Source organism: Paenactinomyces guangxiensis (assembly GCF_016055185.1).
Classification (GTDB): Bacteria; Bacillota; Bacilli; order Thermoactinomycetales; family Thermoactinomycetaceae; genus Paenactinomyces; species Paenactinomyces guangxiensis.
Genome location: NZ_JAECVR010000020.1, coordinates 1 through 24,611, shown reverse-complemented (window position 1 = coordinate 24,611; position 24,611 = coordinate 1). Strand labels below are relative to the sequence as shown.

The following is a 24,611-nucleotide window of genomic DNA, read 5'->3' as shown; positions in this document are numbered from 1 at the left end:
TCTCCTTAAACCGTGGCATTTACGGGGTTTGCTTGGCCCATTTCTTTTCGATAGACAAGATTACCCAAGAATCCCACGCATTCATGTAGGGGAGTGACATACACCCAGGATCCGACACGGTATTCAATCATGTTTCTACATTTATTTCCCCGGAAATATACCAGGTGACACCTTTCAACATAACACTGGTATGTGAAGCTTCGATTAAAAATGGGGGTATCATTCTTTCAAAATTTATAGGCTGCGGTTCCTTTACACTTGCTCTGTCCATCGACTAACAATGGTTGTGCATAAGTATCATCAGTAATTAAATAAAGATTAAAAGGGTGCGTCCTGTCTCTCATTTGCTCAATTCACTCTTTGATCAACAAATCCCGGGCGACTCATTGTCTGCTCACTGTAACGGGATAGCAAATTTATTGATTTGAGGGTGGATTGCGTGTGACTCTTTAAACATCCTATATAAACCATGCATAAATTTGCTAGAAAAGATACAAATATGCCGCAGGTAAACATTTCACAAACATATAGATGATAGTAGAAAGACTTGTGCTCTTAAATCTCTTGTAACTACTTCTTTCTTGTTCCAATTGCATTCAGGAGATTCATATTGGGAAAGAAATAAATCGAAGCTGCTCAGTTGATAAACCGGATGCTACATGCCTGTTATTATATATTTAAATTAATTCATTAAAAGAAACATCAAAACCTAATATTACCCCAAAACAGGTGCAAAAAAACTTGCATCTGTTTCTTTTTTTCTATATAATGAGGACTGTTGTCATAGACAGCGATGATGCGGAAGGTTGCCGACACACCCGGGCCCTTTGCCATGGCCGGACGGGAAATTTCCGCGGAGAAGTTCAATGTAAAATTGGGCGAGAAGGAGGGTTACCAATGGCAAAACAAAAGATTCGCATTCGTCTTAAAGCTTACGACCACCGTGTACTGGATCAATCGGCTGTAAAAATCGTCGATACGGCAAAGCGGACGGGGGCCAGCGTATCCGGACCGATTCCGTTGCCGACTGAAAAGTCTGTGTATACGATTCTACGAGCGGTTCACAAATATAAGGATTCTCGTGAGCAATTCGAAATGCGCACTCATAAGCGTCTGATTGACATCGTTAATCCAACTCAACAAACAGTAGATGCGTTGATGAGATTGGACTTGCCTTCTGGTGTCGATATCGAAATCAAATTGTAATCTTACAATCTCTGACGGTAGGAGGTGTACAAAGTGAAAGGTATTCTCGGCAAAAAAATCGGGATGACGCAAATCTTCAATGAAGACGGGGTAGTCGTGCCAGTTACCGTGGTTGAAGCTGGCCCTTGTGTTGTTTTGCAAAAGAAAGATAAGACGACCGACGGGTATGAAGCAATCCAACTAGGATTTAAAGAGAAAAAAGAGCACCGTGCCAATAAACCGGAGCTTGGCCATGCGAAAAAAGCGAATGCCAAACCACAAAAGTTCATCAAAGAAATCCGTGGTGTAAACCTGGATGAATATGAGCTGGGGGGAGAAGTAAAAGCGGATCTCTTTGCGGAAGGCGAATTTGTTGATGTAACCGGTACCTCCAAAGGGAAAGGCTTTGCCGGTGCCATTAAACGTCATAACCAGGCCCGCGGTCCGATGAGCCACGGTTCCCGTTACCATCGCGGACCAGGTTCCCTCGGTGCGATCGCGCCAAACCGTGTATTTAAAGGGCAAACTCTCCCGGGTCGCATGGGCGGGGAGAAAGTTACCACGCAAAACCTTCAGGTGGTACGCGTTGATACAGATAATAATCTGCTTCTGATCAAAGGAGCCGTACCCGGGCCGAAAAACAGTTATCTTGTGATCAGATCTGCAGCAAAAGGAAAGTAATGATTGTTTGAGGAAAGGAGGATTCATTCATGCCAAAGCTATCAGTGTTAGATATGAGCGGTAACAAAGTTGATGACATTGAATTGTCAGAACAGGTATTCGGCATTGCTCCGAATGAAGCCGTATTGCATGATGCGATTGTGATGCAACAGGCATCTTTGCGCCGTGGTACCGCAGCAGTGAAAAACCGTGCGGCTGTTCGCGGTGGCGGCAGGAAACCCTGGAGGCAAAAAGGCACGGGTCGTGCCCGGCACGGAAGCATCCGCTCTCCGTTGTGGGTTGGCGGTGGTGTAGTATTTGGTCCGACACCTCGCAGCTATGCTTATAAATTGCCAAAGAAAGTTCGCCGGCTGGCGATCAAGTCCGCTCTTTCTTCCAAAGTGAATGATAACGAGCTGGTCGTGTTGGATGAACTGAAACTGGAACAGCCCAAAACGCGTGAAATGGTAAACGTGCTGAAAAATCTGGGTGCTGACAAAAAAGCACTGGTTGTAACTGACAACCTGGAAGAAAACGCTCTTCTCTCTGTACGCAATATTCCGGGTGTGAAGCTGATCCACGCCGACGGCTTGAATGTACTGGATGTCGTTTATCATGATAAATTGATTCTCACTCGCGGAGCTGTGAATCGCGTCGAGGAGGTGTTAGGCCAGTGAAAGACCCACGCGATATTATCCGTCGTCCCATCGTAACTGAAGCATCCACAGATCTGATGGAAGAGGGCAAATATGTCTTTGAAGTTGATGTTCGGGCCAACAAAGTTGAAATCAAAAAAGCCATTGAGGAAATCTTCGGTGTGAAAGTAGAAAAAGTGAACACCATGCGTGTTCCCGGCAAACAAAAGCGTTATGGTCGTTACACCGGCCGGACCCCTGAGAGAAAAAAAGCGATTGTCAAGCTGGATAAAGACAGCAAGCCGATTGAAGTTTTTGAAGCCTAATTCTTATTACACGTAAAAAGGAGGGAAAGGAAAATGGGCATCAAACATTATAAACCGACAACCCCATCCCGTCGTCATATGACCGGGTCTACATTTGAAGAGATTACCACTGATAAACCGGAAAAATCCCTTACTGTTCCGCTGGTTAAGAAGGCCGGTCGCAACAACCAGGGGAGATTGACCATGCGTCATCAAGGCGGCGGTCACAAGCGGAAATACCGGATTATCGACTTTAAACGGAACAAAGATGGCATTCCCGGCAAAGTTGCCACGATTGAATACGATCCAAACCGCTCCGCAAACATCGCTCTCATTCACTATGTTGATGGTGAGAAGCGTTACATCCTCGCGCCAAACGGACTCACCGTTGGTACCGAGATCATGTCCGGACCGGAAGCAGACATCCGTACAGGCAATGCTCTGCCTCTTAAAAACATTCCTGTCGGTACTGTGATCCACAACATCGAGTTAAAACCGGGCCGCGGCGGACAATTGGTTCGTGCTGCCGGTGCTTCTGCCCAGCTGCTGGGTAAAGAAGGCAAATATGCGATCATTCGTCTGGCATCCGGAGAAACTCGGATGATCCATCTTGAGTGCCGCGCAACCATTGGTCAGGTAGGAAACCTGGATCATGAATTGATCACCGTCGGTAAAGCCGGACGTTCCCGCTGGAAAGGAATCCGCCCGACAGTTCGCGGTTCTGTAATGAACCCGGCAGATCACCCGCATGGTGGTGGTGAAGGCCGTGCGCCGATCGGTCGTAAATCTCCGGTTACACCATGGGGCAAACCAACTCTCGGTTACAAAACACGCAAGAAAAACAAAGCGTCTGATAAATATATCATTCGTCGTCGTAAGAAGTAATCGCGGGTTTAAAAACACCTCGCTCGAAGGGAGGTTATATGTATGGGCCGCAGCCTGAAAAAAGGACCATTTGCAGATGCTCACCTGCTGAAAAAAGTGGAAGAGTTGAACGAGAAAAATGAGAAGCGCGTCATCAAAACCTGGTCACGCCGTTCTACCATCTTCCCGGACTTCGTCGGTCATACTTTTGCTGTACATGATGGACGGAAACATGTACCGGTTTATGTAACGGAAGATATGGTCGGCCATAAGCTGGGTGAATTTGTTTCGACTCGTACATTCAAAGGTCACGCTGGCGACGACAAAAAAACGAAAAGACGGTAGAGGATAGGTCTTCGCGAGAGGAGGTCAGACTATGCAAGCAAAAGCTGTTGCACGCAATGTGCGTATCGCTCCGCGCAAAGCGCGTTTGGTTATCGATCTGATTCGTGGCAAATCTGTGGAAGAGGCTCTAGCTATTCTTCGCTTTACTCCTCGTGCCGCCTCACCGATCATTGAAAAAGTTCTTTCATCAGCCGTGGCGAACGCTGAACACAACTACAATTTGGACACTGGCCGCTTGGTTGTTGAAAAAGCTTTTGTCGATGAGGGGCCCACAATGAAACGATATATGCCCCGCGCTATGGGTCGTGCGAGCAGAATTAACAAACGTACCAGCCATATTACTGTTGTGGTATCGGAAAAATAATGACTGAATAAGGAGGGATGAAGCTTTGGGTCAAAAGGTACATCCAGTTGGACTACGTGTTGGCATTATCCGTGACTGGGATTCAAAATGGTTTGGCGGAAAAGATTATGCTGAACTGTTGCATGAAGACATTAAGATCCGTGAATTCATCAGAAATCGCCTGAAAGATGCGGCGGTTTCCAAAATCGAGATCGAACGTGCTGCAAATCGGGTAAACATCGGCATCCACACAGCGAAGCCGGGTATGGTGATCGGTAAAGGCGGTACAGAAGTTGAATCATTGCGTCAGGCACTGGCGAAATTGACTAACAAAAAAGTCCACATCAACATCAATGAAGTGAAAAACCCTGAGCTTGACGCTTATCTCGTTGCTGAAAACATTGCTCAACAATTAGAGCGCCGGATTTCTTTCCGCCGTGCGATGAAGCAAGCGATCGGACGCACCCTGCGTGCAGGCGCAAAAGGTGTTCGCACCATGGTGAGCGGACGTTTGGGCGGTGCGGATATCGCGCGCAGTGAGGGTTACAGCGAAGGTACGGTTCCTCTGCACACCCTGCGTGCAGACATTGACTATGGCTTTGCGGAAGCTCACACCACTTACGGGCGGATCGGTGTAAAAGTCTGGATTTACCGTGGAGAAGTTCTTCCTGCGAAAAACAAGGGAGAAGTGGAAGGAGGCGAGTAAGCATGCTATTGCCAAAACGCGTGAAATATCGTCGTCAGCACCGCGGCAAAATGAGAGGTCGTGCCAAGGGTGGTACGGAGGTAGCATTCGGTGAATACGGCCTGCAAGCTCTTGAGCCGTCCTGGATCACCAACCGCCAAATCGAGGCAGCACGTATCGCTATGACTCGCTATATCAAACGGGGCGGGAAAGTTTGGATCAAAATTTTCCCGGACAAACCGATTACCCAAAAGCCGCTTGAAGTTCGGATGGGTAGCGGTAAAGGCTCCCCGGAGAAATGGGTAGCTGTCGTGAAGCCAGGTAAAATTATGTTTGAACTGGCAGGTGTTCCGGAAGAAACTGCTCGTGAAGCGATGCGGCTTGCGGCTAACAAACTTCCGATCAAAACAAAATTTGTGAAACGTGAAGAAGCGGGTGGTAACCAATGAAAGCGAAAGAGCTGATCGAGTTGACCACCGCCGAGATCGAGCAAAAGCTCGCACAGTACAAAGAGGAACTGTTTAACCTCCGGTTCCAGTCTGCGACGGGACAATTGGATAACCCGGCTCGCTTGAGTCAAGTCCGTAAAAACATTGCCCGTTGCAAAACGGTTCTTCGGGAACGTGAACTGGGAATCGAAAGGAGGAAACAGGGATGAACGAGCGTACGACTCGCCGTAAAGTACGTGTCGGCAAAGTGGTCAGCGATAAAATGGATAAAACGATCGTCGTCACTGTAGAAACCTACAAAAAAGATCCGCTGTACGGAAAACGCGTCAAGTACACCAAAAAGTTTAAGGCCCATGATGAAGAAAACAAAGCCAAAGTTGGCGATATCGTAAAAATCATGGAGACCCGCCCGCTGTCCAAAGATAAGCGGTGGCGTTTGGTGGATATCGTGGAAGAAGCGGTTATTATCTAACTTCATATGCGTGTGATTGACACGGGAAGGAGGGAAACTGATGATTCAACCTCAAACTCGTCTTCGTGTGGCAGATAACTCCGGCGCGAAGGAAGTCATGTGTATCCGGGTATTAGGCGGGTCTAAAAAGGCCACTGCCAGCATCGGCGATGTGATTGTTGCTTCAGTGAAACAAGCAACACCCGGCGGTGTTGTCAAGAAGGGTGATGTAGTGAAGTGCGTTGTTGTTCGTACTGTGCGTCCTACGCGCCGTGCTGATGGCTCCTACATCCGGTTTGACGAAAACGCTGCTGTTGTGATCAAAGAGGACAAAAGCCCCCGGGGAACACGTATTTTCGGACCAGTTGCCCGCGAATTGCGTGAGCGCGACTTTATGAAGATTATCTCTCTGGCACCGGAAGTGCTGTAAGGATAAAACCAACTCCGTTTTAGAAACACTCCCGAAAGTAAGGAGGTGCCGAGCATGTCCGGTAAACCAAATAAACTGCACATCAAAACGGGAGACACCGTCATCGTTATGCGCGGGAAAGAAGCCCCCTACTTTGAAAACGGCAAAAAAGTTTACACTAAAGGTCGTGTGATCAAAGTTTTCCCGAAAGAGAACCGTGCATTGGTTGAGGGTGTCAATATGGTGAAAAAACACTCTCGTCCGACTCAAGCCCATCCTCAAGGTGGTATCATCGAAAAAGAAGCACCGATTCATATCTCAAACTTGATGATTGAAGATCCGAAAACCAAAGAGCCAACCCGGGTTGGGTATAAGTATATCGAAGGCAAAAACGGTGAAACGAAGAAAGTACGTTACGCCAAAAAGTCCGGTGAAATTCTTGACAAGTAACTTTGCTAATGAAGGGAGGTTCACCTGGTGTCAGCTCGTTTAAAAGAACAGTTTAAAAATGAAGTTACTCCGGCATTGATGAAAAAGTTTAACTACAAATCACCCATGCAAGTGCCGAAAATCGAAAAGATTGTCATCAACATGGGTGTGGGTGAAGCTGTGCAAAATGCCAAAGTATTGGACAGCGCAGTAGAGGACCTCACCCTGATCTCCGGTCAGAAACCAGTGGTTACTCGTGCGAAGAAATCAATCGCCGGATTTAAGCTCCGTGAGGGAATGCCGATTGGTGTAAAAGTGACACTCCGTGGAGAGCGTATGTATCACTTCCTGGACAAACTCATCAATGTTGCTCTGCCTCGGGTGCGCGATTTCCGCGGAGTTTCTCCAAAGTCTTTTGATGGACGCGGAAACTACACTCTGGGACTGAAGGAGCAGCTCATCTTCCCGGAAATCTCGTACGACAAGGTCGACAAAGTCCGAGGTATGGATGTTGTGATTGTAACCACTGCCAATACCGATGAAGAAGCACGTGAGCTTTTAACACAAATGGGAATGCCATTTCGCAGATAAATCTTGACCGGTTTATAATCAATTGCTAAAGGAGGGAATCCGTTGGCCAAAAAATCAATGATCGTGAAGTCTCAGCGCAAACCGAAATTCAAAGTGCGCGAGTACACTCGTTGTGAACGTTGCGGACGGCCGCATTCGGTCTTGCGCAAGTTCCGTCTCTGTCGTATTTGCTTCCGTGAATTGGCCTATAAAGGTCAGATTCCCGGCGTAAAAAAAGCAAGCTGGTAATGACGAAAGGAAGGAGGAGTCTCGCATGGTGATGACAGATCCGATTGCTGATATGCTTACAAGAATCCGTAATGCCAACATGGTGCGCCATGAAAGCGTAGAGCTCCCTGCTTCTCGTATGAAACGGGAAATTGCCGAGATTCTGAAGCGCGAGGGTTTTATTCGTGATGCAGAGTACATTGAAGACAACAAGCAAGGCATCTTGCGGATCTTCTTGAAATACGGACCCAACAATGAAAAAGTAATCACAGGTCTGAAACGGATTAGTAAACCCGGTTTGCGTGTTTATGCGAAAGCCAATGATATTCCACGCGTTTTGCGCGGTTTGGGCATCGCTATCCTGTCTACCAACAGAGGCGTGATGACAGATCATGAAGCACGCCAACAAAAAGTAGGCGGAGAGGTAATCGCGTACATCTGGTAAGAAAGTTTTTTGGATGGAGGTGAATGGAATGTCTCGTATCGGAAGAAAGCCGATCACAGTACCAAACGGTGTAGAAGTGAAAATCGAGGGAAACAAAGTTACCGTTAAAGGTCCAAAAGGAACGTTATCCCGCGACTTCCATCCCGATATCGCCGTCAAGCTGGAGAATAATGAGCTGATTGTGGAACGTCCAAGTGATCACCGCACGCATCGTGCTCTTCATGGTACAACCCGCAGCCTGGTCGCTAACATGGTTGAGGGGGTATCCAACGGCTTCTCCAAAACGCTTGAGCTGGTTGGTGTCGGTTACCGGGCTTCCAAGAAGGGGAACAACGTGGTATTAAACGTTGGCTATTCTCATCCGGTTGAAGTTAACCCGGAAGAAGGAATCGAACTGGAAGTTCCTTCAGCCACACAAATTATCGTACGTGGAATTGATAAACAAAAAGTAGGTGCTGTAGCAGCTAACATTCGTGCGATCCGCGAGCCTGAACCATACAAAGGAAAAGGGATTAAATACAGCGACGAACGAATCAGACGTAAAGAAGGTAAAACCGGTAAGTAATAAACATGCTGATTAGAAGGGAGTGAGCTGGACCGTGATTCAAAAAGAAGATCGCAATAAAAAGCGTAAAAAACGCCACTTGCGTGTTCGGAAGAAACTTTTTGGCACGGCTGAGCGTCCCCGCCTCAATGTTTTCCGTTCTTCAAAAAATATTTACGCACAGCTGATCGATGATACTACTGGTACCACCCTGGTAGCCGCCTCTACCCTTGATCCGGAATTTAAAGGTAAGGGCGTGGGTGCCGCTACGGTTGATGGTGCGCGTAATGTCGGTGAAATGATTGCAAAACGGGCGATCGAGAAGGGCTATAAAGCCGTTGTCTTTGACCGGGGCGGATATATTTATCATGGTCGCGTCAAAGCATTAGCCGAAGGAGCAAGGGAAGGAGGTCTCGACTTTTGAGCAAACAGGAAAAACCACGCAAAAAAGATGCTGCACAATCCGAGTATCTGGAAAAAGTGGTTAATATTAACCGTGTAGCGAAAGTTGTTAAAGGTGGTCGCCGCTTCAGCTTCAGTGCGCTTGTGGTTGTTGGCGACGGTAAAGGAAAAGTGGGAGCAGGGATCGGTAAAGCTGCTGAAGTGCCGGAAGCAATTCGTAAAGGAATTGAAGATGCGAAGAAGAACATGATCTCCGTACCGCTCATGGGAAGCACCATTCCTCATGACACGATCGGACATTACGGTGCAGGCCGGGTTCTCTTAAAGCCGGCTTCCAAAGGTACGGGTGTCATTGCCGGAGGTCCTGTGCGCGATGTATTGAATGTAGCGGGTGTGGGTGATATCCTCACCAAATCTACCGGCTCTAACAACCCCATTAACATGGTTCGTGCCACGCTGTCCGGATTGCAAAGCTTAAAGCGTCCTGAAGATGTAGCCAGACTGCGCGGAAAAAGCGTAGAAGAATTGTTAGGATAAGGAGGGATGACCGTGGCAAACAAATTGGCGATAACCCTCAAACGGAGCATGATCGGCCGTCCTGAAGTGCAACGTGTCACCCTGCGCACACTCGGTCTCAAAAAGCGCGAACAGACCGTTCTTCATCAAGACAATCCGGCCATCCGTGGTATGATCAACAAAGTCAAACACCTGGTCGAAGTCAAAGAAATCAACGAGTAATTTGCATGATATGATGAAGAGGAGGTGCGAGGAATGAAACTTCATGAATTAAAACCTGCTGAAGGTTCTCGGAAAAAGAGAAAACGCCTGGGTCGCGGAATCGCCGCCGGCCAGGGGAAAACGGCAGGCAGAGGCCATAAAGGGCAAAAAGCCCGCTCCGGTGGCGGCGTACGTCCTGGTTTTGAAGGGGGACAAAACCCGATTTACAGACGGTTGCCAAAACGTGGTTTTACAAACCCGAATCGGGTGGAATATGCAATTGTCAACCTGGATGTATTGAACCGTTTTGAGGAAGGTACGGAAGTAACGCCTGAGCTTCTTATGGAAACAGGAGTTGTGAAAAGCCTTAAAGATGGATTGAAAGTGTTGGGTGACGGTGAACTTAACAAAAAATTAACCATAAAGGCTCATAAGTTCTCGAAGTCGGCAACAGAAAAAATCACCGCCGCTGGTGGAGCGACGGAGGTAATCTAATGATTCGGAACCTGGGTAACATTTTTAAGGTGGAAGATCTTCGTCGTCGTATCCTGTTTACATTGATGATGTTAGTTATCTTTCGGATCGGCAGCTTTATTCCGGTTCCCAACACAAACGCAGAAGCATTGAAGCAGTTGATGGGCGGGGGAGAAGGTATATTTGGATTGATCAACGCCTTCTCGGGTAATGCACTAAGCAACTTCTCGATTTTTGCAATGGGTATAATGCCTTATATCACAGCTTCGATTATTGTAAATCTGTTAACGATGGACGTAATCCCAGCGTTTGCCCGTTGGGCCAAGGAAGGCGAAACCGGCCGGAGAAAGCTGGCCCAGTTCACACGGTATTTTACCATTGTACTGGCGCTGATCCAGTCTATTGGTCTGTCGATCGGATTCAATAATATGGGACAGGGCGGATTTATCACGGATGAGAGCTTTTTCAGTTTTGCCCTGATCTCTTTAACTCTCACGGCGGGTACAGCCTTTATGATGTGGATGGGTGAGCAAATCACTGACAAAGGAATTGGAAACGGAATTTCCATTCTTATTTTTGCAGGTATCGTCGCTGCCATCCCAGGCTATCTGGATTTGATATATACAACACTGTTCATTGATCCCAAACAACAGATTTTCTTAAGCATCGTCAAAGCTGTAGGCATTCTGTTGGTTGTCGTTCTCGTCATTGTTGGGGTTATCTATATCCAGCAAGGTGTGAGGAGAATTCCGGTACAGTACACCAAACGTGTTGTCGGGCGTAAAATGTACGGTGGGCAATCTACCCATATTCCTTTGAAAGTAAATGCAGCAGGTGTGATACCAGTCATCTTTGCCATTTCCTTAATCATGTTTCCGCCTACCATTGCACAGTTCTGGGCCGGAAATCCCGTAGCTGACTGGATAAGTGCAAACTTTAATCCAAACCAGTTTGGGATTGGTATGGTTCTCTACGTAATCCTGATCATCGGCTTTACTTATTTCTACACGTTTGTGCAGATCAACCCCATCCAACTGGCTGATCAGATGAAGAAAAACGGCGGCTTTATCCCCGGCATCCGTCCGGGTAAAAACACATCCACCTATATGACCCGGGTGATGAATCGACTCACGCTTACGGGTGCTCTGTTCCTGGCGGCTGTGTCCATTCTGCCTGTCTTCCTGATCATCGTTGCCGATCTGCCTCAAAGCGTGCAAATCGGCGGTACCTCTCTTTTAATCGTGGTCGGGGTAGCTCTTGAAACGATGAAAACGATCGAAAGCCAGTTGATTAAGCGTCATTACAAAGGTTTTATGAATAAATAGGTTCAATGAAGATCCCCCGGAGCCCATCCGGGGACTATGCATGAGCAGGTTTGTCATCCATGACTTTACACGCGAGCCGCTCACAGGCAATGAACCGGGAGGGATGATACTTGAATATCGTACTGATGGGATTGCCCGGAGCTGGCAAAGGGACACAGGCGGCTCGGATTGTTCAGGAATTGAACATCCCGCATATCTCTACCGGAGATATGTTTCGGGCAGCAGTCAAAGAAGGAACACCGCTTGGCCTGGAGGCAAAATCCTATATGGATCAGGGTCAATTAGTTCCCGACCGTGTCACGATCGGTATTGTTCGTGAGCGCCTGGGCAAAGATGATTGTGCGAAAGGTTTTTTGCTGGATGGTTTTCCAAGAACAGTTCCCCAGGCTGAAGCGCTGGACGAATTGACAAAAGACCTTGGCAGGGAGCTTAATATTGTCGTATACATTGATGTAGATCAAGATGAGTTGTTACAGCGACTGACAGGCCGGCGAATATGCCGAGACTGTGGGGCCACCTACCATGTGGTTTTTGCACCTCCCAAGGTAGAGGGTGTTTGTGACCGCTGCGGGGGAAACCTCTATCAGCGGGATGATGATCGAAAAGAAACGGTTGCTAAGCGTTTAGAGGTCAACATGGAACAAACCCGACACTTGCTGAAGTATTATGAATCCACAGGTAAACTTCATCGCGTTGATGGAAAACAGCCAATCGAACTTGTGACGGATTCGATCCTGTCGCAGATTCGAGGGAAAGTAAAATGATCGTTCTGAAGTCGGCAAAAGAATTGGAACGCATGAAGCAAGCGGGGAAGATCGTATATTTAACTCATCAGGAGTTAAAAAAAGTGATTCGTCCGGGAATCACGACCCGGGAGCTGGATCAGCTCGCTGAAAAAGTGATTCGAGGATATGGAGCAACTGCCTCCTTCAAAGGGTATAATGGTTTTCCGGGCAGTGTCTGCACTTCTGTAAATAACGAGTTAGTGCACGGAATTCCCGGAAACCGGAAGCTTCAAGAAGGAGATATCATTTCCATCGATATCGGCGCTTGCTATGAAGGGTATCATGGTGATTCTGCCTGGACTTATGCTGTTGGTAAAATTTCCCCGGAAGCGGAAAAACTGTTGGCAGTGACTGAGGCTTCGCTCTATAAAGGTTTGGAACAAGCAAAGCCCGGGGCACGGCTCGGTGATATCTCTCATGCGATCCAAGTCGTTGCAGAGCAAGCGGGCTTCTCTATTGTCCGTGAGTACGTCGGGCACGGCATTGGTCAAAACTTGCATGAAGCACCCAGTGTTCCGAATTACGGTTTGCCGGGCAAAGGCATCCGCCTCAAACCTGGCATGACCCTTGCTGTCGAACCTATGGTAAACATGGGTAGCCGCTTTGTACGAACTTTAACGGATAACTGGACGGTTGTTACCACTGACGGTTCTTTATGTGCTCACTTTGAGCATACCATTGCGATCACGGATGAAGGTCATGAGATTCTTACGACAGCGTAATTTCAGGTGAAGGGTGATGAATGTGACAGATGTTGACAGTCGACCCCGTCTAGGGCAAATTGTTCGTGTACTGCGCGGACGAGAAGCTGGGACGTATGCGATTGTCATTGGCTTGGAAGCACCTCACTTTGTTTGGTTGGCCGACGGTAACCAGCGCAAGTTTGATCGTCCGAAAAAGAAAAACGTAAAGCATATCCAGGTGACCAACGTGGTGGCCGGGGAAGTAGCTGACGTTTTAGAGGAATTCGGTCGTGTGAATAATGCGAAGTTGCGATACGCCCTGAACCAGTACCTGCTCCAGAATGCCAAGCATGAGCAGAAAGGAGAGTGAGTCGATGGCCAAAGAAGATGTGATCGAGGTGGAAGGGATCGTCAGAGAGCCTCTGCCTAATGCTATGTTTAAAGTTGAGTTGGAGAACGGTCACGAAGTGCTGGCACATGTATCTGGCAAGATTCGCATGCACTTCATCCGCATTTTGCCGGGGGACAAAGTGACGGTTCAACTCTCGCCCTACGACTTAACCCGCGGACGGATCACTTATCGTTACAAGTAATGGATACAAGATCTTTACTTGTATACCTGTTGATAAGGGTCTGTGCAAGAGACAGGAGGTAACCCGAATGAAAGTAAGACCATCGGTGAAGCCCATTTGCGAAAAATGTAAAGTGATTCGTCGCAAAGGGGTTGTTATGGTTATCTGTGAAAACCCTAAGCATAAACAAAGACAAGGATAAGACGGGAGGTGTAATGGATGGCACGTATTGAAGGTATTGACCTGCCACGTGAAAAGCGGGTTGAGGTTGCCCTCACCTATATTTATGGAATTGGTCGTTCACAAGCCAAAAAAATCCTGGAAGCTACCGGTATTAATCCGGATACTCGCGTTCGCGACCTGACCGAAGATGAAGTCGCAAAACTCCGCAGCTACATTGATAAAAACCTGATCGTTGAAGGTGACTTGCGTCGTGAAACAGCCCTCAACATCAAACGCCTGATTGAGATCGGTTCTTATCGTGGAATCCGCCATCGCCGCGGCTTGCCGGTTCGCGGACAGCGTTCCAAAACGAATGCCCGTACCCGTAAAGGGCCGCGCCGTACGGTAGCAAACAAAAAGAAATAAGAGAAGTAAGGAGGGAAAATAGTGGCTAAACGCAAAACTACTACTCAACGCGTTAAACGTCGTGCGAAAAAGAATATTGAGTCCGGAGTTGTACACATTCGTTCCACTTTCAACAACACCATCATTACCATTACGGATCCGCGCGGTAATGTTGTTGCCTGGGCGAGTGCCGGGACCATGGGTTTCAAAGGCTCCCGCAAAAGCACTCCTTTCGCAGCGCAAATGGCTGCTGAACAGGCAGCAAAAACGGCGATGGAAAACGGAATGAGATCTGTTGAAGTAATGGTAAAAGGACCCGGGGCTGGTCGCGAAGCAGCGATCCGTTCTCTGCAAGCGGCAGGTTTGGAAGTCAACTTGATCAAAGATGTTACACCGATCCCGCACAATGGTTGCCGCCCGCCGAAACGTCGCCGTGTATAATGAGCCCTTCACCAAATCAAGTCCGTGGTTTAATTTGGAAGAAGTTTGTGTATACTGGATAGGACCCGATAAACTCACCATTCCTATGCTTACACAACATCTTATTCACCAGACGGTGAGATAACGCCCGGAATGCGACGTTCAGAAGGAGGGTTTGTTAGCCGTATGATTGAAATTGAAAAGCCGAGGATCGAAACTGTGGAAATCAGTGACGATCATCGATTTGGGAAATTTGTTGTGGAACCCTTGGAACGCGGATACGGCACTACCCTGGGCAACTCTCTGCGCCGTATCTTGCTGTCCTCATTGCCAGGTGCGGCCGTTACTACCATCCAGATTGATGGGGTATTGCATGAATTTTCCACGATTCCCGGTGTGGTTGAGGATACAACTGAAATTATTCTCAACTTAAAGCAGCTATCTTTAAAAATTCATTCGGATGAAGAAAAAATTCTTGAGATAGACGTAGAAGGAGCCGGGGAAGTAAAAGCTAGCGACATTCGCGCCGACAGTGATGTTGAGATCTTAAATCCGGATCTTCATATCGCTACTCTGGCCGAAGGGGCCAGCCTTCGCATTCGAATGACGGCGAATCGTGGTCGCGGATATGTGTCCGCTGATAAAAATAAACACGAAGATCAGCCTATTGGGGTTATTCCGATTGATTCGATCTATACGCCGATTGAGCGTGTCAACTTCCATGTGGAAAACACTCGTGTCGGACAAGTTACCAACTATGATAAGTTGACCCTGGAAGTATGGTCAAATGGCAGTTTGATGCCGGATGAAGCAGTGAGTCTTGGCGCCAAGATTTTAAATGAGCATCTTATGCTGTTTGTCGGACTGACGGATGAAGCCAAAGATGCGGAAATTATGGTGGAAAAAGAGGAAGACAAAAAAGAGAAAGTGATGGAGATGACCATTGAAGAACTGGATCTCTCTGTCCGCTCTTATAACTGTTTGAAACGTGCCGGCATTAATACGGTTCAGGAGCTCACGCAGAAATCGGAAGAAGATATGATGAAAGTCCGTAATCTGGGACGCAAATCGCTGGAAGAAGTACAAGAAAAGTTGGCCGAATTGGGACTTTCCTTGCGCAGCGATGACTAGTACTCGTAGGGGGAGGGAAATTCGATGGCATACCAAAAATTAGGTCGGGACACTGCAGCGCGCAAAGCACTGTTTCGTGATCTTGTGACTGATCTGATCATCAATGAACGAATCCAAACAACCGAAGCAAAAGCAAAAGAGGTTCGCTCTATCGCTGAAAAACTGATCACGCTCGGTAAACGGGGTGATCTGCACGCACGCCGTCAGGCGGCCGCTTTTGTACGCACCACTCGCTCTAACACTGAAAACGACGGTAATGAAGTAATCCATAATAAGCAAGTAGACGCAGTGAAAAAGCTGTTTGATGAAATTGCACCTCGTTATGAGGAACGGAATGGCGGTTATACACGGATTCTTAAGTTGGGCCCTCGTCGCGGAGATGGGGCACCTATGGTTTTCTTGGAATTAGTGAAATAACTATTTGTTGATGAAAGGGTGAGGGCAGGATCCAACCGGTCCTGACGTTAACCCTTTTTTCTTTTGAGGAGAGAAGATGAATCCTTTGATCCAGGTTTCAGGAGTATGGTTTGACTATCAACCGGAAGAGTCTCCGCAAGAGAATTGGGCGCTCAAAGAGATCAACCTCTCCATTCAAGCCGGCGAGTATATCAGTATTATCGGTCCAAACGGATCCGGCAAGTCGACGCTGGCCCGGCTTTTAAACGGACTTTTACTCCCTGTTAAAGGGAATGTAATCATCGGGGGCAAAAAAACTACGAACGAGCAGGACCTCTGGCAAATTCGCCGGCAAGTGGGGATGGTCTTTCAAAACCCTGATAACCAGATTGTCGCCACGACGGTCCAGGATGATGTTGCTTTTGGTTTGGAAAATCTGGGAGTTCCCCGTGAAGAAATGACCGGACGAATCAGGCTTGCCTTAGAAGCAACAGGCCTGTCAGAAATGGAAGAAAGAGAGCCCCATCATTTATCGGGTGGGCAAAAGCAGCGTCTGGCGATTGCGGGTATTATTGCTATGCAGCCTGAGGCGATTGTTTTCGATGAAGCCACTTCCATGTTAGATCCGCAAGGAAGAGAAGATGTGCTTCAGATTATCCGGGAATTACACCAGCAGGGCACAACGGTGATTCATATTACCCATTCAGCCCGGGAGGCTTTTTTAGCGGAGAGGATTGTTGTGATGGCTGCAGGGCAAATTCAATTAGATCTCCCCTCCGGAGAACTGTATCCGCAGTCCATGTTGTTAAAAAAGTGGGGATTGGAAGTGCCTTTGCCAGTCGAACTGCACCATCGGTTACTTCAACACGGCTGGCCTCTCCAAAGGGAGATTACCAGCCTTGAGGATCTGGTGAATGAACTATGGAGATTCTTATCGAAGGATTAAGTCATGTTTACATGCCGGGCACACCTTTCAGCAGACAGGCGCTCTCCGATATCCATATGCAGATCAAAAGCGGTTCATTTGTTGCCATCCTCGGTCCGACGGGGTCCGGGAAATCAACTTTAATCCAGCTGATCAGCGGGTTGATGAGACCAACCAGGGGGAAGATTCATGCAGGGCCCCATGTAGTTACCGGAGAGGCGAAAAACAACTATCTGTTGCGGCAACATATCGGGGTGGTATTTCAATATCCGGAACACCAGTTATTTGAGGAGACGGTTGCAAAAGATATCGCTTTTGGACCTCGCAATCAGGGGTTAACGGAAACAGAGATTATAGAACGAGTCGATCTGGCAATGAAATGGGTGGGTCTCCCTCCCGAACTGGCCGGGCGTTCCCCGTTTCAATTGAGTGGCGGGCAAATGAGACGGGTGGCAATTGCAGGGGTTTTGGCGATGCAACCAGATGTTTTGATTTTAGATGAACCCACTGCCGGTTTGGATCACCAGGGGCAGCAAAATCTGTTGGAGACGATTCACCGGCTGCATCAAGAACGCCGTTTTACTGTGATCATGGTTACCCATAATATGGATGAAGCCGCGCGCTATGCGGAGTATCTGTATATTTTATCAGAGGGTCGCTGTGTCTTGGGTGGTGCTCCTGCGGATATTTTTTCCCAACGGGAGAAGTTGATGGATCTTAAGCTGGACTTGCCAGAGCTGACGAAACTTGTGTTTCAGTTAAATCAAAAGTTAGATCCTCCGCTTCCTTCCCATCTGTTCCATCCTGATGAACTGGAAAGAGAGTTGCTTGCGAGGAAGCTGAAGGAGGGGACCACATGAACCAGCCGGTCATCGGTCAATTCATCCCTGGCAACTCCTTGCTTCATCGGATGGACCCCAGGTCAAAGCTTCTTTTTGTTCTTGCTTTTATGTTTGTCGTCTTTCTTGCCAACAATGCAGCAAGTTATGGCTTATTATTGGCTTTTATTGCAATCGGAGTTTATTTTTCACGGATTTCCCCGATTATTCTTTATCGGGCAGTTAAACCTATTTTCTTTTTGCTTCTTCTTACCTCGATTCTTCATCTCTGGATGACCAAGGGAGGAGATGTGCTCTTAAAGCTCCCGTTTGTTACCATCTATGAAGAAGGAGTCCGGCAAGCGGTTTTTATCTCGGTCCGCTTTTTCCTGTTGATGGCAGCCGCTTCTCTGTTAACCTTTACGACTTCCCCGATTGATCTGACGGATGGGATGGAAAGGTTAATAAAGCCTTTGGAGCGGGTGGGTGTACCGGCTCATGAATTAGCTCTTATGATGTCCATTGCTCTGCGTTTTATTCCTACTCTGTGGGAGGAAACGGAAAAGATAAAAAAAGCGCAGATGTCGCGGGGAGCTGATTTTGAGAGCGGCCACGTTATTACGCGGGTGAAAAGCTATATTCCCGTCTTTATTCCTCTGTTTATCTCCGCTTTTCGGCGTGCTGAAGATCTGGCGCTCGCGATGGAGGCACGCGGCTATCGGGGAGGGGCAGGGCGTACGAAATTCAGGGAACTCCGATACTCGAAGCCGGACGGTGTCTTGCTTGTCTTTTTTGTGGCTATGCTTGCAGGGCTATGGGTGCTCAGAAAGTAGGAGATTCAGTTGAGAAAGATTAAGCTGGTCATTGCTTATGACGGAACTGATTTTTCCGGGTTTCAGGCCCAGCCGGGAGAACGCACCATTCAAGGTACGTTGGAAGAGGCACTGTCGGCGTTGACAGGGGAGGAGATCCGGATCTACGGTTCGGGCCGCACAGATGCCGGAGTGCATGCACTGGGGCAAGTTTGTCATTTTTCGACTTCAAGTCCAATTCCAGTTGAGAAGTATCCTTATATTTTGCGGCGTATGTTGCCACGTGATATAGTGGTTATCTCCTGTGCGGAAGTTGACTTTGATTTCCATGCGCGAAAAAGCGCTTATTGGAAAACGTATCGTTATCAGATTGACACAAATCCGGTTCCTGATCTTTTTATGCGCCGCTTTCGCACTCATCTCCCATTCCCCGTTGATCTCAGTTCCATGCAGGCAGCTGCCGACCGGTTTCTGGGGACTCATGACTTTACATCCTTCTGTTCCACGAAAACATTTGTCACTGACAAGGTTCGCACCATCTACCAGTGCCGGGTTAAACAAGAGTCAGGAGGCTTTTCGATTGAAGTGACGGGAAGCGGGTTTCTGTATAATATGGTTCGGATCATTGCCGGCACTTTATATGAAGTTGGCAGAGGTCAACGATCTGCCGGGGATATATCCGACATCCTGGCTGAACGCGACCGAACCCTGGCAGGGCCCACATTTCCGCCGGAGGGTCTGCTTTTGGTTGAGGTGGGATATCAGCCCTGGGAGGGGATCTGATCCTGTCAATCTGCATGGCTGGGATGGCAGAGCCCATGATTTTTCTTGACACACGTGCGTTTTTAAGGTATGATTACGCTTGGTATTTTCCACTCCACGCCCCGGTGGAATCAAGTTCGGCGCATTTTTTTCAATGCTTCTATGTTAACTCATTCACTTTGAAAAAACGGGATCCCCGTTGTTGATAGAGGAGGGAATACGATGCGTACCACATATATGGCTAAGCCCCATGAAGTTGAACGGAAGTGGTATGTGGTAGACGCTAAAGGTAAAACTTTAGGCCGTTTAGCGTCTGAAGTTGCCAGCATTCTCCGTGGGAAACATAAGCCTCAGTACACTCCCCACGTGGATACCGGTGACTTTGTGATTGTAATTAATGCATCTCAAGTAGAACTGACTGGTAAAAAACTAACACAAAAAATTTACTATCGTCATTCCGGATATCCGGGTGGCCTGAAAGCAACTCCGGCTGGCAAGATGCGTGCCACCCGTCCTGAGCGCATGATTGAACTCGCAGTCAAAGGCATGCTTCCCAAAGGAAGCTTAGGTCGTCAACAGTTTAAAAAATTAAAAGTATACGCTGGTTCCGAACATCCTCATCAAGCTCAACAGCCCGTTGAGTGGGAACTGCGCGGCTAGGAAAGGGAGGTAACCGATTAACATGGCACAAGTTCAATTTTACGGAACCGGTCGCCGGAAAGAATCGGTCGCTCGAGTCCGCCTCGTTGCGGGAGACGGCCGAATCGTGATCAATGGCCGTGACATCAATGACTATTTTGGCCTTGAAACCCTGAAAGCGATCGTACGGCAACCGCTCGTGTTGACAGATACTGCTGACCGTTATGATGTTTATGTAAATGTGGACGGCGGAGGCTTCACCGGACAAGCTGGCGCAATCCGTCACGGAATTGCCCGCGCACTCTTAAAAGCAGATGCGGAACTTCGCCCTTCCTTGAAAAAAGCTGGATTCTTAACCCGTGATCCACGGATGAAAGAACGTAAAAAATATGGTCTCAAAGCTGCTCGTCGCGCCCCGCAGTTCTCCAAGCGCTGATCGGGCTTTACAGGAACCCCCCAACCCAACGGGGGTTTTTTCTTTTTCCTTTCGTCAACACTAAACATAGCAAGTTGACAAAGGAGCTATGACCACCATGGGGCAAATCATTGACCTGGAACAGATACGAACAGTCCGCCGGGACAGAATTCGCAATGAGGCGCTTAAAAGATTTCCCTGGCGTGAGATGGAGAGAATCAGCCGGGATGTACTGGAACCCATGGTCCGGTTTTGGTCGGAAAAAAAGCGCCATATCCTGCTGGAATTGGTTTATCGGTCAGTATATGAAGCATTTGTCTATGGAATGCTTGAAGCCAAAAATGCAAGGGGACATCTGCGGGATCTTTCTGACTCCCATACCTGGGATGATATTTACCGTCTTTTTTATCAGGAGAATTGCCAGCAGTTGATGCAGCAGATGGTCAATCAATTTGCCATCTTTCAGTGGCTGGATGAGTGGAGATGCGAATCGGTCTGTCTACTGCTGGAATACCTGATACGGGTATGGTTTATCGAGGGATTGCAGTTTTCAGACAAGAGCTGATAGCTTCCCGTTCATATTTGACAGCCTCGTCCCATATACATTAGCAACCAAGCATGGACAGTGAGGCGAAGGCTATGTTGGGAAAACTTCTCCAGACGGCAAAACAAGGAAAGTTTTTATGGCTCGGCTTCGCTTTTCTGGTCAGTCTGGCTGCCATTTCCCTGAGCTTGCAATTTCTATTCAAACACGAGAGTACCTGGATGATGCCGCTGTCAGGGAAATTTATCGTGATTGACCCCGGACATGGCGGACCTGACGGTGGTGCAGTCAGTGATGACGGACTGGTCGAAAAAGATGTGACCCTGCAAGTTTCTTTCTTTTTGCGGGACTATTTACAGGAGGCAGGAGCTTTTGTCATCATGACGAGAGAAAAAGATGTGGATTTAGCCAAGCCTGGAACGCAAAAGTTGAGCCGCCGCAAGACTGAAGACTTAATGAGACGAATTTATCTTACAAAAGAAAAAAAAGCAGACGCTTTAATCAGCATCCATTTAAACTCTTTCCCTTCTTCCCGCTGGCGGGGGGCACAAACATTTTATAATCCCGTCCGCGAAGATAATAAAAAATTGGCTACACTGATCCAGTCTGAGCTGATTCGGAATCTGGGAAATACGGACCGCCTTGCCAAACAAAAGGGAGATGTTTATATACTGAAAGAATCGCCTGTCCCAACCGCTCTGGTTGAAGTGGGATTTTTATCCAATCAACAGGAAGCAGCACTTTTAGCCAGTGAGGAATATCAGAAAAAGATTGCAGCCTCCATTTATTATGGAGTGATCCGTTTTTATTCCGGGAAGGAACCCCCGGCTGCCAAGGAATGATATGATATAATGACAGTTAAGAAACCGAAAATAACATCGAGGTGTTCCTTCCATGATAACGAAAGAAAAAGTTCTTGATGCTTTGCGTGATGTGAAAGACCCCGAGCTGAACAGAAGCCTCGTTGAATTAAATATGATTCGCAATATCCAAATCGAAGACAGCCGGGTATCGTTAGATGTAATTTTAACGATTCAAGGTTGCCCGTTGAAAGTCAAAATCCAGGAAGATGTGGAAAATGCGATTAAACGGCTGGGAGCCAAACAGGTAGACATCACTTTTGGCTCCATGACGGATGAGGAGCGGGCGGCCCTTTCTGCCAGCTTAAGAAAGCAGCAGCAAGCGCAACAGGGGACTTCTGCTGTTCCTCCGATTCTGGCCAAAGGCTCAAAGACCCAGTTTATCGCGATTGCCAGCGGGAAAGGCGGAGTTGGTAAATCAACCGTTACCGTTAACCTGGGGGTCGCCCTCGCCCGGGAAGGGAAAAAAGTAGGAATTATTGATGCCGATATTTACGGTTTTAGTGTGCCGGATATGATGGGGATTGAACAGCAGCCGGTCGTGATTGACAAAACGATTCTTCCGGTAGAGCGGTTCGGCGTCAAAGTGATTTCAATGGGCTTTTTCGTCCAGGACAACGCCCCGGTTGTCTGGCGTGGACCCATGCTGGGCAAGATGTTGCGCAATTTTTTCAGTGAGGTACACTGGGGAGAACTGGACTACATGCTGTTAGATTTGCCGCCGGGGACGGGTGACGTCGCACTTGACGTGCATCAGATGATCCCGCAGAGCAAAGAGATCATCGTAACCACTCCGCATGCCACTGCCGCTTTTGTTGCTGCCCGCGCCGGAGCGATGGCCCTGCATGCCACCAAGCATGAAATTCTCGGTGTGGTGGAAAATATGTCCTGGTATGAAAACAAAGACGGTGAAAAAGACTATGTCTTTGGACGCGGCGGAGGAGAGAAGCTGGCACAGGAGCTGAAAGTTGAACTTCTGGCGCAAATTCCCCTTGGAGCACCAATGAATGAGCTTGATCAGCCCGATTATTCCCCCTCTGTCTATCCGCTTGATCACCCTGCCGGACAATTGTACCAGGGGTTAGCACGGAAAGTGATCCAAAAGCTACCGGTGCCACAAGAAAAGTAAATCACCCGTCATTCTAGAGACAAAAAAGGAGCCATATTCCTGACCTCTCATTTTTCCAAAGGCTGTGGGTGGAAGGACAGAACGGCTCCTTTTTTCATTTTTTGCTGTCCTGACCGGCGGAATAGCGGCCGGCCATGTATCCATTTTGCTGCAGGACCAAATTCTTATAATTTTATGGCCTTGCAGATTGGTTAACATTCATTTGTTTGCGGAACGTTCCCGTTAAAATGATCTCTACCCAAATTAAGTAAAACGGAGTTGGGTGGATCAGCTTCCGGCACCACCGCCTCCACCACCGACACCACCACCACCGCCTTGGCCGCCCTCTCCGCCTTCATCTTGCTTCTTCTGCCCTTTTTGTTTCTGTTGGGCCTGTTGCATGATTTTGCCGAGCTTTTCCTGCACACTGGGGACTTGAAGTTGCTCTTCCATGATTTTACCTGCTTCTTTTCGGTACTGTTGGCTTTTCATCAGTTGGAGCAGATGTTGTGAAAATTGAGGGTCCTTTAACAGATCCAGCATCATTTTTTGGTATTCGGGGTCTTTCATAAGTGTTTTCATCAACTTTTTTTGTTGCTGTTCGGTCGCTTTTGCCAGGTTCATCGCCACTTGAGGCTTTTCCAGCAACTTTTCCCACTCTTTTTTTGTTTTTTCATCCTTAATGCTTTTGGAGACAGCTTTTTCCATCCCCTGATCATTGACGATCACCTGTTGCTTAAACTCAGGGTCTGCCATCAATTCCTGCAGCGCTTTTTTCCCTTCGGGAGTATGTAATACATCGAGGGTTATTTCTTTGACCTTTTGGTAATCTTGTTGTTCCGGTGATTGGGATTGGTTCGGGCTGCAGGAAGTTAATGCAAATAGGAAAACCAGCGATATACAGATTAGGCGAAGCATAAGAACAGTCCTCCGTTTCTCGGGCAAATACTACTTTTAATATGGTAATTTGTGTGACGTTTTATGCTTGACTGGTCAAAGAAGAAGCCATTTTGATACAATCAGGAAAGTGAAAGATAACAGGAGATGAGAAACACATATAAAATGTAGAAATAAGTACGGTCCTCTTCAAGTCTGTCCCCCCGAAGAAAAATGAATGGAAGTGGAGAGATCAGCCCTTCACCCCGGGAGTGGGGATTGACCTGGGGATTCAACGGCTCGCTGTTGTGAGCAATGGTCAAGAGTTTAAGAATATCAACAAGTCTTCCGCTGTCAAACGTACGGAGAAACGGCTGAAAAGAGCCGGGTGGGCATTATCCCGAAAGTACGGATCCAGGAAAAAGAGAGGTGAAAAACCTGCTGCGAAGGGCGGAAGCAACATACGCAAAAATGTCCTGAGAGTACAAAAGTACCACCAACGCCTGTCCAGAATGTGGGAAGAGTACCGGACATGGGTGGTGAGTGTCATCGTGAAAACCAAGCCCGGCATTTATCACCATCGAAAAGCTGCATGTGCGCGGGATGAAAAAGAACCGGTACTTGGCGAAGTCTGTTTCGGATCAGAGATTTTTGGCTTTAAGGTGAAATTGCTGAACACCTGCAGGAAGATGGGGATGGAGTTGGAAAAGTGAGTGATTTCTACCCGTCCAGCATAACTTGTTCTTGTTGCGGTCATAAGAAAATCAACCTTTCCCTGTCTGAACGGATGTTTCGTTGTGAACAATATGGATGTGAAAGAGACAGAGACCTGA

43 protein-coding genes are annotated in these 24,611 nt (G+C 47.7%); 42 read left to right on the top strand and 1 reads right to left on the bottom strand.

What is annotated here, in order from left to right:
- The first annotated feature begins 897 nt into the window (after window positions 1-897).
- From rpsJ to I8U27_RS16115, 40 genes are all read left to right on the top strand, one after another.
- Window positions 898-1,206: a 30S ribosomal protein S10 gene (gene rpsJ / locus I8U27_RS16310; RefSeq protein ID WP_093291968.1), complete on the top strand. Its 309-nt coding sequence runs from the start codon at window positions 898-900 to the stop codon at window positions 1,204-1,206.
- A gap of 33 nt (window positions 1,207-1,239) precedes the next feature.
- A complete protein-coding gene (gene rplC, locus I8U27_RS16305; RefSeq protein ID WP_181753797.1) occupies window positions 1,240-1,866 on the top strand; it encodes a 50S ribosomal protein L3 in 627 nt (208 codons plus the stop codon).
- A 29-nt stretch (window positions 1,867-1,895) separates the two neighbouring features.
- On the top strand, window positions 1,896-2,522 hold the full coding sequence (rplD, locus tag I8U27_RS16300) for a 50S ribosomal protein L4 (RefSeq protein WP_181753799.1): 627 nt from the start codon (window positions 1,896-1,898) through the stop codon (window positions 2,520-2,522).
- Window positions 2,519-2,806 carry a 50S ribosomal protein L23 gene (gene rplW / locus I8U27_RS16295; RefSeq protein ID WP_181753801.1) on the top strand — a complete coding sequence of 96 codons (288 nt, stop codon included), beginning with the start codon at window positions 2,519-2,521 and terminating at the stop codon, window positions 2,804-2,806. The genes rplD and rplW overlap by 4 nt, the downstream gene beginning before the upstream one ends.
- A gap of 33 nt (window positions 2,807-2,839) precedes the next feature.
- Complete coding sequence (gene rplB, locus I8U27_RS16290; RefSeq protein ID WP_181753803.1) at window positions 2,840-3,670, top strand: 50S ribosomal protein L2; 831 nt, start codon at window positions 2,840-2,842, stop codon at window positions 3,668-3,670.
- Window positions 3,671-3,712: 42 nt separating this feature from the next.
- Window positions 3,713-3,994, top strand: a complete 282-nt coding sequence (gene rpsS, locus I8U27_RS16285; RefSeq protein ID WP_181753805.1) for a 30S ribosomal protein S19 — start codon at window positions 3,713-3,715, stop codon at window positions 3,992-3,994.
- 31 nt (window positions 3,995-4,025) lie between these two features.
- The gene (rplV, locus tag I8U27_RS16280) at window positions 4,026-4,358 is read left to right on the top strand and encodes a 50S ribosomal protein L22 (RefSeq protein ID WP_181753808.1); all 333 of its coding nucleotides are present in this window, start codon (window positions 4,026-4,028) and stop codon (window positions 4,356-4,358) included.
- A gap of 25 nt (window positions 4,359-4,383) precedes the next feature.
- On the top strand, window positions 4,384-5,043 hold the full coding sequence (rpsC, locus tag I8U27_RS16275; RefSeq protein ID WP_181753810.1) for a 30S ribosomal protein S3: 660 nt from the start codon (window positions 4,384-4,386) through the stop codon (window positions 5,041-5,043).
- Between the two features lie 2 nt (window positions 5,044-5,045).
- Window positions 5,046-5,471 carry a 50S ribosomal protein L16 gene (rplP, locus tag I8U27_RS16270; RefSeq protein ID WP_181753812.1) on the top strand — a complete coding sequence of 142 codons (426 nt, stop codon included), beginning with the start codon at window positions 5,046-5,048 and terminating at the stop codon, window positions 5,469-5,471.
- Entirely contained in the window at window positions 5,468-5,680 is a 213-nt protein-coding gene (gene rpmC / locus I8U27_RS16265) for a 50S ribosomal protein L29 (RefSeq protein WP_181753814.1), read from the top strand. The genes rplP and rpmC overlap by 4 nt, the downstream gene beginning before the upstream one ends.
- Window positions 5,677-5,943, top strand: a complete 267-nt coding sequence (gene rpsQ, locus I8U27_RS16260; RefSeq protein ID WP_181753816.1) for a 30S ribosomal protein S17 — start codon at window positions 5,677-5,679, stop codon at window positions 5,941-5,943. Before rpmC ends, rpsQ begins: the two co-directional genes overlap by 4 nt.
- Before the next feature lie 40 nt (window positions 5,944-5,983).
- On the top strand, window positions 5,984-6,352 hold the full coding sequence (gene rplN, locus I8U27_RS16255) for a 50S ribosomal protein L14 (RefSeq protein ID WP_181753818.1): 369 nt from the start codon (window positions 5,984-5,986) through the stop codon (window positions 6,350-6,352).
- Between the two features lie 75 nt (window positions 6,353-6,427).
- Window positions 6,428-6,781, top strand: a complete 354-nt coding sequence (rplX, locus tag I8U27_RS16250) for a 50S ribosomal protein L24 (RefSeq protein WP_181753887.1) — start codon at window positions 6,428-6,430, stop codon at window positions 6,779-6,781.
- Between the two features lie 27 nt (window positions 6,782-6,808).
- Window positions 6,809-7,351: a 50S ribosomal protein L5 gene (gene rplE, locus I8U27_RS16245; RefSeq protein WP_181753821.1), complete on the top strand. Its 543-nt coding sequence runs from the start codon at window positions 6,809-6,811 to the stop codon at window positions 7,349-7,351.
- 42 nt (window positions 7,352-7,393) lie between these two features.
- Window positions 7,394-7,579, top strand: coding sequence for a type Z 30S ribosomal protein S14 (locus I8U27_RS16240; RefSeq protein ID WP_181753823.1), 186 nt, complete (start codon window positions 7,394-7,396; stop codon window positions 7,577-7,579).
- A 25-nt stretch (window positions 7,580-7,604) separates the two neighbouring features.
- Window positions 7,605-8,003, top strand: a complete 399-nt coding sequence (rpsH, locus tag I8U27_RS16235) for a 30S ribosomal protein S8 (protein ID WP_181753825.1) — start codon at window positions 7,605-7,607, stop codon at window positions 8,001-8,003.
- Window positions 8,004-8,031: 28 nt separating this feature from the next.
- Window positions 8,032-8,568 carry a 50S ribosomal protein L6 gene (rplF, locus tag I8U27_RS16230; RefSeq protein WP_181753827.1) on the top strand — a complete coding sequence of 179 codons (537 nt, stop codon included), beginning with the start codon at window positions 8,032-8,034 and terminating at the stop codon, window positions 8,566-8,568.
- A gap of 34 nt (window positions 8,569-8,602) precedes the next feature.
- The gene (rplR, locus tag I8U27_RS16225; RefSeq protein ID WP_181753889.1) at window positions 8,603-8,971 is read left to right on the top strand and encodes a 50S ribosomal protein L18; all 369 of its coding nucleotides are present in this window, start codon (window positions 8,603-8,605) and stop codon (window positions 8,969-8,971) included.
- A complete protein-coding gene (rpsE, locus tag I8U27_RS16220; RefSeq protein ID WP_181753829.1) occupies window positions 8,968-9,486 on the top strand; it encodes a 30S ribosomal protein S5 in 519 nt (172 codons plus the stop codon). The genes rplR and rpsE overlap by 4 nt, the downstream gene beginning before the upstream one ends.
- 6 nt (window positions 9,487-9,492) lie before the next feature.
- On the top strand, window positions 9,493-9,687 hold the full coding sequence (gene rpmD, locus I8U27_RS16215; RefSeq protein WP_181753830.1) for a 50S ribosomal protein L30: 195 nt from the start codon (window positions 9,493-9,495) through the stop codon (window positions 9,685-9,687).
- Between the two features lie 33 nt (window positions 9,688-9,720).
- The gene (gene rplO, locus I8U27_RS16210; RefSeq protein ID WP_181753832.1) at window positions 9,721-10,161 is read left to right on the top strand and encodes a 50S ribosomal protein L15; all 441 of its coding nucleotides are present in this window, start codon (window positions 9,721-9,723) and stop codon (window positions 10,159-10,161) included.
- Window positions 10,161-11,465, top strand: a complete 1,305-nt coding sequence (gene secY, locus I8U27_RS16205) for a preprotein translocase subunit SecY (protein WP_181753834.1) — start codon at window positions 10,161-10,163, stop codon at window positions 11,463-11,465. Before rplO ends, secY begins: the two co-directional genes overlap by 1 nt.
- A 110-nt stretch (window positions 11,466-11,575) precedes the next feature.
- Window positions 11,576-12,229 (top strand): adenylate kinase, encoded by a 654-nt coding sequence (locus tag I8U27_RS16200; RefSeq protein ID WP_181753837.1) that lies wholly within the window; start codon window positions 11,576-11,578, stop codon window positions 12,227-12,229.
- The gene (gene map, locus I8U27_RS16195; protein ID WP_181753839.1) at window positions 12,226-12,972 is read left to right on the top strand and encodes a type I methionyl aminopeptidase; all 747 of its coding nucleotides are present in this window, start codon (window positions 12,226-12,228) and stop codon (window positions 12,970-12,972) included. The genes I8U27_RS16200 and map overlap by 4 nt, the downstream gene beginning before the upstream one ends.
- Window positions 12,973-12,988: 16 nt before the next feature.
- Entirely contained in the window at window positions 12,989-13,303 is a 315-nt protein-coding gene (locus tag I8U27_RS16190) for a KOW domain-containing RNA-binding protein (protein WP_181753841.1), read from the top strand.
- Between the two features lie 4 nt (window positions 13,304-13,307).
- Complete coding sequence (gene infA, locus I8U27_RS16185) at window positions 13,308-13,526, top strand: translation initiation factor IF-1 (protein WP_181753891.1); 219 nt, start codon at window positions 13,308-13,310, stop codon at window positions 13,524-13,526.
- Between the two features lie 67 nt (window positions 13,527-13,593).
- Window positions 13,594-13,707, top strand: coding sequence for a 50S ribosomal protein L36 (gene rpmJ, locus I8U27_RS16180; protein WP_013074249.1), 114 nt, complete (start codon window positions 13,594-13,596; stop codon window positions 13,705-13,707).
- A 17-nt stretch (window positions 13,708-13,724) separates the two neighbouring features.
- Entirely contained in the window at window positions 13,725-14,093 is a 369-nt protein-coding gene (gene rpsM, locus I8U27_RS16175; protein ID WP_181753843.1) for a 30S ribosomal protein S13, read from the top strand.
- Window positions 14,094-14,114: 21 nt separating this feature from the next.
- On the top strand, window positions 14,115-14,513 hold the full coding sequence (gene rpsK, locus I8U27_RS16170; RefSeq protein WP_181753845.1) for a 30S ribosomal protein S11: 399 nt from the start codon (window positions 14,115-14,117) through the stop codon (window positions 14,511-14,513).
- Window positions 14,514-14,678: 165 nt separating this feature from the next.
- Complete coding sequence (locus I8U27_RS16165) at window positions 14,679-15,623, top strand: DNA-directed RNA polymerase subunit alpha (protein ID WP_181753847.1); 945 nt, start codon at window positions 14,679-14,681, stop codon at window positions 15,621-15,623.
- A gap of 24 nt (window positions 15,624-15,647) precedes the next feature.
- Window positions 15,648-16,040, top strand: a complete 393-nt coding sequence (gene rplQ, locus I8U27_RS16160; protein ID WP_181753850.1) for a 50S ribosomal protein L17 — start codon at window positions 15,648-15,650, stop codon at window positions 16,038-16,040.
- 76 nt (window positions 16,041-16,116) lie between these two features.
- Window positions 16,117-16,965 (top strand): energy-coupling factor transporter ATPase, encoded by an 849-nt coding sequence (locus I8U27_RS16155; RefSeq protein WP_181753853.1) that lies wholly within the window; start codon window positions 16,117-16,119, stop codon window positions 16,963-16,965.
- The gene (locus I8U27_RS16150) at window positions 16,941-17,804 is read left to right on the top strand and encodes an energy-coupling factor transporter ATPase (protein ID WP_181753855.1); all 864 of its coding nucleotides are present in this window, start codon (window positions 16,941-16,943) and stop codon (window positions 17,802-17,804) included. Before I8U27_RS16155 ends, I8U27_RS16150 begins: the two co-directional genes overlap by 25 nt.
- Window positions 17,801-18,595, top strand: coding sequence for an energy-coupling factor transporter transmembrane component T family protein (locus tag I8U27_RS16145; RefSeq protein ID WP_181753857.1), 795 nt, complete (start codon window positions 17,801-17,803; stop codon window positions 18,593-18,595). The genes I8U27_RS16150 and I8U27_RS16145 overlap by 4 nt, the downstream gene beginning before the upstream one ends.
- 9 nt (window positions 18,596-18,604) lie before the next feature.
- Window positions 18,605-19,357, top strand: a complete 753-nt coding sequence (truA, locus tag I8U27_RS16140; protein WP_181753859.1) for a tRNA pseudouridine(38-40) synthase TruA — start codon at window positions 18,605-18,607, stop codon at window positions 19,355-19,357.
- A 201-nt stretch (window positions 19,358-19,558) separates the two neighbouring features.
- Complete coding sequence (gene rplM, locus I8U27_RS16135) at window positions 19,559-19,996, top strand: 50S ribosomal protein L13 (RefSeq protein ID WP_181753861.1); 438 nt, start codon at window positions 19,559-19,561, stop codon at window positions 19,994-19,996.
- Between the two features lie 22 nt (window positions 19,997-20,018).
- Complete coding sequence (gene rpsI, locus I8U27_RS16130; RefSeq protein WP_181753863.1) at window positions 20,019-20,411, top strand: 30S ribosomal protein S9; 393 nt, start codon at window positions 20,019-20,021, stop codon at window positions 20,409-20,411.
- Between the two features lie 97 nt (window positions 20,412-20,508).
- Window positions 20,509-20,955 carry a hypothetical protein gene (locus tag I8U27_RS16125; RefSeq protein WP_181753865.1) on the top strand — a complete coding sequence of 149 codons (447 nt, stop codon included), beginning with the start codon at window positions 20,509-20,511 and terminating at the stop codon, window positions 20,953-20,955.
- 74 nt (window positions 20,956-21,029) lie between these two features.
- Window positions 21,030-21,776, top strand: coding sequence for an N-acetylmuramoyl-L-alanine amidase CwlD (gene cwlD, locus I8U27_RS16120; protein WP_181753867.1), 747 nt, complete (start codon window positions 21,030-21,032; stop codon window positions 21,774-21,776).
- Between the two features lie 52 nt (window positions 21,777-21,828).
- Entirely contained in the window at window positions 21,829-22,923 is a 1,095-nt protein-coding gene (locus I8U27_RS16115) for an Mrp/NBP35 family ATP-binding protein (protein WP_181753869.1), read from the top strand.
- Between the two features lie 267 nt (window positions 22,924-23,190).
- Here I8U27_RS16115 and gerD read toward each other — a convergent pair whose 3' ends face one another.
- Entirely contained in the window at window positions 23,191-23,820 is a 630-nt protein-coding gene (gerD, locus tag I8U27_RS16110; RefSeq protein WP_181753871.1) for a spore germination lipoprotein GerD, read from the bottom strand.
- A gap of 266 nt (window positions 23,821-24,086) precedes the next feature.
- Between gerD and I8U27_RS20745 the strand changes: the two genes are divergently transcribed.
- A complete protein-coding gene (locus I8U27_RS20745; RefSeq protein WP_332310908.1) occupies window positions 24,087-24,491 on the top strand; it encodes a hypothetical protein in 405 nt (134 codons plus the stop codon).
- A partial coding sequence (locus tag I8U27_RS20740; protein WP_309506169.1) for a zinc ribbon domain-containing protein occupies window positions 24,488-24,611 on the top strand: 124 nt, incomplete at its 3' end. The genes I8U27_RS20745 and I8U27_RS20740, both read left to right, overlap by 4 nt.